9 protein-coding genes are annotated in these 9937 nt (G+C 70.1%); 6 read left to right on the top strand and 3 right to left on the bottom strand.

The genetic code is table 11. The annotated features are described in order from the left end of the window. Positions 1–521: TetR family transcriptional regulator C-terminal domain-containing protein (locus DK254_RS03475; RefSeq protein ID WP_218281392.1), on the top strand; the 521-nt coding region annotated here is incomplete at its 5' end. A 236-nt stretch (positions 522–757) separates the two neighbouring features. Here the strand turns inward: DK254_RS03475 and DK254_RS03470 are convergent. Beyond that, entirely contained in the window at positions 758–2440 is a 1683-nt protein-coding gene (locus tag DK254_RS03470; protein WP_109932236.1) for a 2-isopropylmalate synthase, read from the bottom strand. Between the two features lie 135 nt (positions 2441–2575). Here DK254_RS03470 and DK254_RS03465 point away from each other — a divergent pair, with 135 nt between their 5' ends. The 3 genes from DK254_RS03465 to DK254_RS03455 all read left to right on the top strand — a co-directional run bounded on the left by DK254_RS03465 (position 2576) and on the right by DK254_RS03455 (position 6086). Beyond that, entirely contained in the window at positions 2576–3340 is a 765-nt protein-coding gene (locus DK254_RS03465; RefSeq protein WP_109932234.1) for a helix-turn-helix transcriptional regulator, read from the top strand. A 238-nt stretch (positions 3341–3578) separates the two neighbouring features. Beyond that, positions 3579–3959: a RidA family protein gene (locus DK254_RS03460; RefSeq protein WP_109932232.1), complete on the top strand. Its 381-nt coding sequence runs from the start codon at positions 3579–3581 to the stop codon at positions 3957–3959. A 126-nt stretch (positions 3960–4085) separates the two neighbouring features. Further along, positions 4086–6086: a U32 family peptidase gene (locus DK254_RS03455; protein ID WP_109932230.1), complete on the top strand. Its 2001-nt coding sequence runs from the start codon at positions 4086–4088 to the stop codon at positions 6084–6086. 45 nt (positions 6087–6131) lie between these two features. Here the strand turns inward: DK254_RS03455 and DK254_RS03450 are convergent, their stop codons facing one another. Further along, entirely contained in the window at positions 6132–7337 is a 1206-nt protein-coding gene (locus DK254_RS03450; protein WP_109932228.1) for a cytochrome c biogenesis protein DipZ, read from the bottom strand. Between the two features lie 61 nt (positions 7338–7398). After that, positions 7399–7653, bottom strand: coding sequence for a DUF2790 domain-containing protein (locus DK254_RS03445; RefSeq protein WP_089394325.1), 255 nt, complete (start codon positions 7651–7653; stop codon positions 7399–7401). Between the two features lie 223 nt (positions 7654–7876). On the opposite strand from DK254_RS03445, the gene DK254_RS03440 reads away from it, so the two are divergent. Beyond that, positions 7877–8617, top strand: coding sequence for a response regulator (locus tag DK254_RS03440; protein WP_109932226.1), 741 nt, complete (start codon positions 7877–7879; stop codon positions 8615–8617). Positions 8618–8622: 5 nt separating this feature from the next. Beyond that, positions 8623–9915: a HAMP domain-containing sensor histidine kinase gene (locus tag DK254_RS03435; protein WP_109932963.1), complete on the top strand. Its 1293-nt coding sequence runs from the start codon at positions 8623–8625 to the stop codon at positions 9913–9915. Positions 9916–9937: the final 22 nt, after the last annotated feature.

The raw sequence follows: 9937 nt of genomic DNA, 5'->3' as shown, positions 1-9937 counted from the left end.
CCAAGGCCAACGTCTACTACTACTTCCAGAACAAGCGGAACCTCTACGCGCGGGTGCTGGAAACCCTGGTCGAGCCCCTGCTGCAAGCCGCCGCCCTGCTGCGCGCCGAACTGCCCCCGGAGCAGGCCCTGCCCGCCTACATCCAGGCGCGGATGCGCGTGGCCCACGAGCACCCGCACACCTACAAGGCCGTGCTCGGGGAAATGCTGCTGGGCGCCCGGCAACTGCCGGCCCCCTGTGGCGAACGCCTGCGCCAGGCCGCGCAGGACAACCTCGCCTGCCTGCGCAGCTGGATGGAACGCGGCCTGATCGCCCCGGCCGACCCGCAGCACCTGCTGCTGTTCCTCTGGTCGGCCACCCAGGCCCATAGCCATTTCGGCTGGCAGGCCTCGCTGATCACCGGCAAGACCCGGCCGGCGGAAGCCGACTACCGCGCCGTGGCCGAAAGCGTCAGCCGCCTGGTGCTGGGTGCCCTTGAGGTGGATGGTGCGCGGGGGCGGTTGCGGCCTTTTCCGCTTTAGTGGGCAGCGGGCTTTCGTAGGCCGCTCCGGGGCGCTCTTCGTAGGAGCGAGCTTGCTCGCGAACCGGCTTCACTGTGATTTCAGTGCACTCGGTTGACTCTGCACCCTCTCCCTAACCCTCTCCCTGAAGGGAGAGGGTTAGGGAGAGGGTGCTCTTGAACCCGACACCACAGCCACCCCGTTCGCGAGCAAGAACTAGGCGTCCCCCTCGCTCCTACGAAAAGCCACTCCAGTCGCTACACGTCCCCCAGCAACTCACCACTCCCAGCAAAGCGCGACACGGCGCAGAGCACGGCCTGGATCGAGGCACTGACGATGTTGGCGTGGCTGCCGGCGCCGAAGCGCGTGCCGGCCTCGCCCGGCCAGGCCACCTCCACCAGCGCCAGGGCCTGGGCGTCGGCGCCGCCGCCCAGGCTGCGCTCCTCGTAGCCGTCGACGCGGATCGGCAGGCCCAGGGCGGCCACGCAGGCGTCGATCGGGCCGTTGCCCACGCCCTGCAGGTGGCGCCGGCGGCCATCGGCCAGTTCCACCTCCAGCACCATGCCCTGCCCGCCATCGGCCTCGAACAGCCGGTGGCCGACGTAGGCCAGCTCACCGCCGGGCCGCGCCGGGGCCAGGTAGGTGCGTTCGAACAGCCGCCAGAGTTCCCCGCTGCTCAACTCGGTCTCGCTGCTGTCGGCCTGCTTCTGCACGATGGCGCTGAACTCCACCTGCATCCGCCTGGGCATCACCACCCCATGGTCGCGCTGCAGCAGGTAGGCAATGCCGCCCTTGCCCGACTGGCTGTTGACCCGCACGATGCTGTCGTAGGTGCGGCCCAGGTCCCTGGGGTCGACCGGCAGGTAGGGCACCTCCCAGAAGCCGTGCGGGTCCTGGGCGGCGAAGCCCTTGGCGATGGCGTCCTGGTGCGAGCCGGAGAAGGCCGTGAACACCAGATCGCCGACGTAGGGATGGCGCGGGTGGATCGGCAGCCCGGTGCAGGCCTCGGCCACCCGCGCCACGCCGGCGATGTCGCTGAAGTCCAGGCCCGGGTGGATGCCCTGGGTGTAGAGGTTCAGCGCCAGGGTCACCAGGTCGAGGTTGCCGCTGCGCTCGCCGTTGCCGAACAGGCAGCCCTCCACCCGCTGGGCGCCGGCCAGCAACGCCTGCTCGGCGCAGGCCACGCCGGTGCCGCGGTCGTTGTGCGGGTGCACGGACAGCACCACGTGCTCGCGGCGCTCCAGGCGTTCGTGCATCCATTCGATCTGGTCGGCGAAGACGTTGGGCGTAGCCACTTCCACGGTGGTCGGCAGGTTGACGATGATCGGCCGGCCGGGCCCGGCGTCCCAGGTGCGGATGGCGGCGTTGCACATGCGCAGCGACACGTCCAGCTCGGCCATGCAGAAGGTTTCCGGCGAGTACTGCAGCACCCATTCGGTCTGCGGGTGCGCGGCCACCCTGTCCTTCAGCAACTGCACGTGGCGCACTACCAGTTGCTCCACCTCGTCCAACGACAGGCCGAACACCACCCGCCGCCACACCGGGGCGATGGCGTTGTACAGGTGCACTATCACCCGCCGCGCGCCGGCCACGGCGCGCACGGTCTCGTCGATCAGGTCCTCGCGCAGCTGGGTCATCACCATGGGCGTGACGTCGTCGGGAATGCCGCCCTCGTCGATCAGTTGGCGGATGATCTCAAAGTCGGTGCGCGAGGCGGCCGGGAAGCCCACCTCGATCTCCTTGAAACCCAGCCGCACCAGCTCGCCGAACAGGCGCAGCTTGCGCTCGCGGTTCATGGGTTCGAACAACGCCTGGTTGCCGTCGCGCAGGTCGGTGGACAGCCACACCGGGGCCTGGGCGATGGTCTGCGACGGCCAGCGGCGGTTGGGCAGGTCGATGCCGGGGAACGGGCGGTACTTGGTTTGTGGGTTCGCTTGCATGGTCTGGCCTCGAACGGGTGTTCGGGCCCAGGATAGGCAGGGCGCAGTCGTCCAACCCGCGCCAAAGGGTCCATCGTTGTCGCGAAAGGGTCATCCTGCGCTAAGCTCGCCCTTCCCCCGCAACGGACGCGCCCCATGGTCGACCACGCCAGCCTGCCCTACGAATCCCTGGAGATGCCGGTCACCGGCGTCGCCATCGACTACCCCAGCGGCCACGTGGTGCCGCCCCACAGCCACCCGCGGGCGCAGCTGATCTACGCCATCGAGGGCGTGCTGGTGGTGGAGACACCGGCCGGGCGCTGGGTCACGCCGCCGACCCGCGGCGTGTGGCTGCAGGCCGGCGTCGAGCATTCGCTGCGCATGCGCGGCGTGGCGCGGGTGCGCAGCCTGTTCGTCAACCCCGATGCCATCGACGGCCTGCCCGCCGGGGACTGCGTGATCGACGTGTCGCCGCTGCTGCGCGAGCTCATCCAGGCGTCCACCCAGGTGCCCGCGCGCTATGCCGGCGACAGCCGCGACGGCCGCCTGATGCGCTTCCTCCTCGACGAACTGCGCAGCCTGCCGGTACTGCCCTTCCACCTGCCCTGGCCGGACGACGAGCGCATCGCCCGGGTCTGCCGCGCCCTGGCGGAAAACCCCGCCCGGGGCGGCAGCGCCGAGCACTGGGCCGGGCAACTGGCGATGAGCCCGAAGACCTTCCACCGCCGCTTCCAGCGCAGCACCGGCATCACCTTCGGCCGCTGGCGCCAGCAGGCGCGCCTGCTGCTCTCCCTGGAGGCCCTGGCCCAGGGCCTGCCGGTGCTGCAGGTGGCGCTGCAGCACGGCTACGACAGCCAGAGCGCCTTCGCCGCGGCCTTCCGCCGGCAGTTCGGCGTGGCGCCCTCGGCGTTCTACCACTGACCTGGGCGTAGGGCGAATAACCGTTCGCGGTTATCCGCCGCTACACCGCGGCCACAGTCAACGCCAAGGTCGGCCCCGGAGCCGCCGGGCATCAAGGCCAAACGGCGGATAACGCCGTAGGCGTCATGCGCCCTACGTCCCGCCCGGCGTTGTCCGGTGTGCGGGCCCGCGCGGGTGACGCCGCGGGCCCCGGCGGGTAAGCTGCCGCCCCTCGTATCACCCGCACAAGGAGGCCCCCATGGCTGACAACGACCTCACCTTCCTCCCCGACGCCGATCCCGAGTCGATCTCCTCCGACGTGTCCGGCTTCGGCGGCCTGCTGGTCTCCACCCAGATTCCCACCCGCGAAGACGGCAGCCTGGAGCTGGGCGGCATCGTCGAGCAGAGCGAATGCACCCTGCGCGCGCTGAAGGCCGCCCTGGAGCGCGCCGGCAGCTCCATGGATCGCGTGCTGCACCTGACCATCTACCTCACCGACATGGCCGATCGCGCCGCCTTCAACGAGGTGTACCAGCGCTTCTTCGCCAGGCCCTGGCCGGTGCGCGCCGCCGTCGGCGTGGCCGCCCTGGCCGTGGAAGGCATGCGCGTGGAAGTCACCGCGCTGGCCGCCAGGGCCTGACCGGGCCCCTTCGCCGTCCGGCGCCCCGCCGGGCGGCGCCACCACCGGGCAGCGCACGGGTGCCCGGCGGGCGTTTCGCCGCTACAATGCGCGCCTTGCCGTGTCACGCCTGATGAAGAAGAAACCATGTCCCTGCCCAAGAACCATCTGGAACTGCTCAGCCCTGCCCGCGATGTAAGCATCGCCCGCGAGGCCATCCTGCATGGAGCCGATGCCGTGTACATCGGCGGCCCGAGCTTCGGCGCCCGGCACAACGCCTGCAACGAGGTGAGCGACATCGCCCAACTGGTGGAATTCGCCCACCGCTTCCACGCGCGCGTGTTCGTCACCATCAACACCATCCTCCACGACGACGAGCTGGAGCCGGCCCGCGCGCTGATCCACCAGCTCCACGACGCCGGCGTCGACGCGCTGATCGTGCAGGACCTGGGCGTGCTCGACCTGGACATCCCGCCGATCGAGCTGCACGCCAGCACCCAGACCGACATCCGCACCCTGGGCCGGGCCAAGTTCCTCGACCAGGCCGGCTTCTCCCAGCTGGTGCTGGCCCGCGAGCTGAACCTGAAGGAAATCCGCGCCATCGCCGACGAAACCGACGCGGCCATCGAGTTCTTCATCCACGGCGCGCTCTGCGTGGCCTTCTCCGGCCAGTGCAACATCTCCCACGCGCAGACCGGGCGCAGCGCCAACCGCGGCGACTGCTCCCAGGCCTGCCGCCTGCCCTACACCCTGAAGGACGACCAGGGCCGCGTGGTGGCCTTCGAGAAGCACCTGCTGTCGATGAAGGACAACAACCAGAGCGCCAACCTCAGCGCCCTGGTCGACGCCGGCGTGCGCTCCTTCAAGATCGAGGGGCGCTACAAGGACATGGGCTACGTGAAGAACATCACCGCCTACTACCGCCAGCGCCTGGACGGCATCCTCGCCGAGCGCCCGGACCTGGCCCGCGCCTCCAGCGGCCGCACCGAGCACTTCTTCCTGCCCGACCCGGACAAGACCTTCCACCGCGGCAGCACCGACTACTTCGTCAGCGAGCGCAAGATCGACATCGGCGCCTTCGACTCGCCGACCTTCACCGGCCTGCCGGTGGGCGTGGTGGAGAAGGTCGGCAAGCGCGACCTGATCGTCGCCACCGAGCAGCCGCTGTCCAACGGCGACGGCCTGAACGTGCTGGTCAAGCGCGAGGTGGTGGGTTTCCGCGCCAACATCGCCGAGCTGAAAAGCGAGTTCGAAGAAGATGGCGAGAAGCGCTACCGCTACCGCGTCGAGCCCAACGAGATGCCCGAGGGCATGTACCGCCTGCGGCCGAACCACCCGCTGTCGCGCAACCTCGACCACAACTGGCAGCAGGCCCTGCTGAAGACCTCCGCCGAGCGCCGCGTCGGCCTCTCCTGGGTGGCCCGCCTGCGCGAGGAACGCCTGGAGCTGACCGCCACCAGCGAGGAAGGCGTCAGCGCCAGCGTCGCCCTGGATGGCCCCTTCGGCCTGGCCAACAAGCCGGAGCAGGCCCTGGAGCAACTGCACGACCTGCTCGGCCAACTGGGCACCACCCAGTACCACGCCGAAAGCATCGAGCTGGATGCGCCGCAGGCCTTCTTCATCCCCAACTCGCAGCTCAAGGCGCTGCGCCGCGAGGCCATCGAGGCGCTCACCGCCGCCCGCGTCGCCGCCCACCCGCGCGGCAGCCGCAAGGCCGAGACGAACCCGCCGCCGGTGTACCCCGAGGCGCACCTGTCGTTCCTGGCCAACGTGTACAACCACAAGGCCCGCGAATTCTACCACCGCCACGGGGTGCAGCTGATCGATGCGGCCTACGAGGCCCACGAGGAGGCCGGCGAAGTGCCGGTGATGATCACCAAGCACTGCCTGCGCTTCTCCTTCAACCTGTGCCCGAAGCAGGCCAAGGGCGTCACCGGCGTGCGCACCAAGGTCGCGCCCATGCAGCTGGTGCACGGCGACGAGGTGCTAACGCTGAAGTTCGACTGCAAGCCCTGCGAGATGCACGTGATCGGCAAGATGAAGGGCCACATCCTCGACCTGCCGCAGCCGGGCAGCGCGGTGGAGCAGATCGTCGGCCAGATCAGCCCGGAAGACCTGCTCAAGACCATCCGCCGCGCGCCGCACTGAGGCGCGACGGCCAGACGGGGCGGTCGCCCTGCCCGTCCTCCCCGGTCAGCCCGCCGGCTGCGCACGCTCCCCGAGCAGCTGGCGGATGATCGCCTCCTGCCCTTCGTAGTCGCCCTCGCCCACGTGCAGGTGGCGGACGCGGCCCTTCGCATCGATGAAGTAGTGCGCCGGCCAGTACTGGTTGGCGAAGGCGTTCCAGATGCGGTACTGGTTGTCCAGCGCCACCGGGTAGTGGATGTCGTGCCGTTCCACGGCCTTCTGCACGTTCGCCGGGATGCGCTCGTAGGGGTATTCCGGCGTGTGCACGCCTATCACCACCAGCCCCTGGTCGGCATAGCGCTTCGCCCACTGGTTCACGTACGGCAGGCTGTGCTGGCAGTTGATGCAGTCGTAGGTCCAGAAATCCACCAGCACCACCTTGCCGCGCAGGTCCGCGCTGGCCAGGGGCGCGCTGTTGAGCCACTGCACGGCGCCGTCCAGGCTGGGCATGGCGCCCATATCGGCCAGGTCAGCGGCGCTTGCAGTGGGCATCAGTCTGTCGAGCAGCTTCGGCACGCCGTCCAGCAGCTTGTGCTCCAGGCCGGCCAGCACCCGCGAAGAGCCCGGGCCCACCAGCTGCGCGCTGGCACCGCTGCCGATCACCACCACCGCCAGCAAGGCCAGGGCCCCAGTCCCGCGGCGCAGCCATTCCAGCGCTCCCAGCGACGGGCGCAGGCGCTGGTACAGGCCGCGGCCGAGGAACAATGCGGCGCCCAGGGCGACGGCGCTGCCCAGCCCGTAGGCCAACAGCAGCAGGCTGGTGGAGGCGCTGGGCCCCTGGAGCATGGCCCCGGAGAGGATCAGCCCGAGGATGGGCCCGGCGCAGGGCGCCCACAGCAGGCCGGCGGCGAAGCCCAGCAGCCAGGCCGACAGCGCCGGCGGCAGGCCACGGGCCTGGCCGTGCAAACGGTCGCCGAGCCAGGCCCAGGGCCGCGACAGCCAGGTGCCGAAGCGCGGCGACAGCAACGCCACGGCGGACAGCCCGAGCAGGCCCAGCGCCAGGTAGCGGCCGACCTCGCTGGCCTCCACCACCCAGGCGCTGGAAACCGCGGCCAGGCTGGCCAGCACGGCGAAGCCGCTGGCCAGGCCGGCGAGGGTCAGCAGCGGCGACCAGGCCGGCCCGCCGGCGCGCTGCAACAACAACGGCAATACGGGAAGGATGCAGGGGCTGAGCAGGGTCAGCACCCCGCCGAGAAAGGCGATGAGCAGCATGGCGACCTCGTCTGCAGGGGGATCGGGGCGTTATGGCCATCCCTGGCCAGGGCACGGTGCATCAACCGCCTTCGTTACAGTCGCTGGAGAACTTCTGGTAGGCCAGGCTGTGGGGCTGGCCGTTGGAGTCCAGGTAGTCCATGCGCGCCTGCACCACCTGGCAGCTGCCGGGCTCCTCGTGCAGGGCCAGGACCTTCTTCACGTCCAGGTGCTGGCCATAGTGGTACTGCTCCACCGGCGCAGGGGCGCTGGCGGCGAAGCTGGCCAGGGGCGCGGCGAAGGCGAACAGGGCGGCGGCAAGGGTCAGGGTTTTCATGGCGGTATCCTCGGTGGTGGGTTCGTGGCACGGAGGCCTTGTGCCTTCCGCTTGGTGCCCATTTCACCGGCCGCGGGTATCGCGCCTGTGTCCGCCACGCCCGGCGAATGCCGCCCCAGGTATCCAGGTACCTCGCAGATACAGTGGAATACAAAGCCCGGCAGGCAAGCGCCGCCCCGCCCTATACACTCAGCCTCACGAGCGAAGCCCACGAGGAAGCCCCATGGAACACGTCGATCACGTCCTGATCGTCGACGACGACCGCGAGATCCGCGAGCTGGTCGGCAACTACCTGAAGAAAAACGGCCTGCGCGTCAGCCTGGCCGCGGACGGGCGGCAGATGCGCGCCTTCCTGGACGCCAACGCCGTGGACCTGATAGTGCTGGACATCATGATGCCCGGCGACGACGGCCTGAAGCTGTGCCGCGAGCTGCGGGTGGGCAAGCACAAGGCCACCCCGGTGCTGATGCTCACCGCGCGCAACGACGAGACCGACCGCATCATCGGCCTGGAAATGGGCGCCGACGACTACCTGACCAAGCCCTTCTCGGCCCGCGAGCTGCTGGCGCGGATCAACGCCGTGCTGCGGCGCACGCGCATGCTGCCGCCGAACCTGTCGATCACCGAGAGCAGCCGGCTGATCGGCTTCGGCCAGTGGCGCCTGGACACCAGCGCGCGCCACCTGCTGGACGCCGAGGGCACCCTGGTCGCCCTGAGCGGCGCCGAGTACCGCCTGCTGCGGGTGTTCCTCGACCACCCGCAGCGGGTGCTCAGCCGCGAGCAGCTGCTGAACCTGACCCAGGGCCGCGAGGCGGACGTGTTCGACCGCTCCATCGACCTGCTGGTCAGCCGCCTGCGCCAGCGCCTGCGCGACGACGCCCGCGAACCGGACTGCATCAAGACGGTACGCAACGAAGGCTACGTCTTCTCGCTGCCGGTGCAGCTCATCGAACCCGCCGGGTGACCGCCATGCCCCGCACCCTGGCAGCGCGCCTGGCGCTGATCTTCCTCACCGGGCTGGTGCTGGCCTACGGCCTGTCCTTCAGCTCGCAGTTCTACGAGCGCTACGTCAGCGCGCGGAGCATGATGCTCGGCAACCTGGAAAGCGACGTGAGCACCGCCGTCGCCTTGCTCGACCGCCTGCCGGCGAACGAGCGCGAGCAGTGGCTACCCATGGTCGAGCGCCCCAACTACCGCTACCGCCTGGACGAAGGCGAACCCGGCCAGGCCATGGACATGGCCCAGGCGCCCATGGCCGCGACCAGCATCGAGAGCGCCATCGGCTCGCGCTACGCCCTTCGCTTCGAAACCCTCCCCGGCCCCGCCGCGCACTTCCAGGCGCACCTGCGCCTGGCCGACGGCAGGCCGCTGACCATCGACGTCACCCCGCGCGGGGTGGCGGCGGTGGCGCGCTGGCTGCCGGTGGTGCTGGTGCTGCAGCTGGCCGTGCTGCTGGCCTGCACCTGGCTGGCGGTGCGCACCGCGATCCGCCCGCTGACGCGCCTGGCCCAGGCCGTCGACCACCTCGACCCGGACACCCCGGCCGCGCCGCTGGACGAGAACGGCCCGAACGAAGTGGCCTACGCCGCCCGCGCCTTCAACGCCCTGCAGGGCCGCATCGGCGACTACCTGAAAGAACGCATGCAACTGCTGGCGGCCATCTCCCACGACCTGCAGACGCCGATCACGCGCATGAAGCTGCGCGTCGAGCAGATGGACCCGTCGCCGGAAAGCGAGCGCCTGTGGAGCGACCTGGAGGAAATGCAGCACCTGGTCCGCGAAGGCGTGGCCTATGCCCGCAGCATGGACGGCGCCAGCGAGGCGCAGCGTCGCGTCGACCTCGACGCCTTCCTCGACAGCCTGGTGCTCGACTACCAGGACGCCGGCCAGCAGGTCAGCCTGCAAGGCCGCGCCGGCGTGCCCCTGGAAACCCGCCCGCATGCCCTGCGCCGGGTGCTGGGCAACCTGCTGGACAACGCGCTGAAGTTCTCCGGCGCCGCGCAACTGGAAGTGCGACGCGACGGCGGCATGCTGTATGTCCGTGTACTGGACCGCGGCCCGGGCATCGCCGAAGCCGAGCTGGAAGAAGTGTTCAAGCCCTTCTACCGCGTGGAAAGCTCGCGCAACCGCAGCACCGGCGGCACCGGCCTGGGCCTGGCCATCGCCCGCCAGCTGAGCCAGGCCCTGGGCGGCCGGCTGAGCCTGGCCAACCGCGACGGCGGCGGCCTGTGCGCGCAGCTGGAGCTGCCGCTTTCGGCCTGAGGGCCTGTACACGGGGATACAA

The organism is Pseudomonas sp. RW407 (assembly GCF_003176655.1).
Lineage (GTDB): Bacteria > Pseudomonadota > Gammaproteobacteria > Pseudomonadales > Pseudomonadaceae > Pseudomonas > Pseudomonas delhiensis.
Note: the sequence above shows the minus strand (reverse complement) of the source record. Positions and strands in the feature narration are given on the sequence as shown.

Excerpts from the sequence above, each read along its gene's own strand:
- DK254_RS03470 (WP_109932236.1), bottom strand. The coding sequence starts at position 2,440 with ATGCAAGCGAACCCACAAACCAAGTACCGCCCGTTCCCCGGCATCGAC.
- DK254_RS03465 (WP_109932234.1), top strand. The coding sequence starts at position 2,576 with ATGGTCGACCACGCCAGCCTGCCCTACGAATCCCTGGAGATGCCGGTC.
- DK254_RS03460 (WP_109932232.1), top strand. The coding sequence starts at position 3,579 with ATGGCTGACAACGACCTCACCTTCCTCCCCGACGCCGATCCCGAGTCG.
- DK254_RS03455 (WP_109932230.1), top strand. The coding sequence starts at position 4,086 with ATGTCCCTGCCCAAGAACCATCTGGAACTGCTCAGCCCTGCCCGCGAT.
- DK254_RS03450 (WP_109932228.1), bottom strand. The coding sequence starts at position 7,337 with ATGCTGCTCATCGCCTTTCTCGGCGGGGTGCTGACCCTGCTCAGCCCC.
- DK254_RS03445 (WP_089394325.1), bottom strand. The coding sequence starts at position 7,653 with ATGAAAACCCTGACCCTTGCCGCCGCCCTGTTCGCCTTCGCCGCGCCC.
- DK254_RS03440 (WP_109932226.1), top strand. The coding sequence starts at position 7,877 with ATGGAACACGTCGATCACGTCCTGATCGTCGACGACGACCGCGAGATC.
- DK254_RS03435 (WP_109932963.1), top strand. The coding sequence starts at position 8,623 with ATGCCCCGCACCCTGGCAGCGCGCCTGGCGCTGATCTTCCTCACCGGG.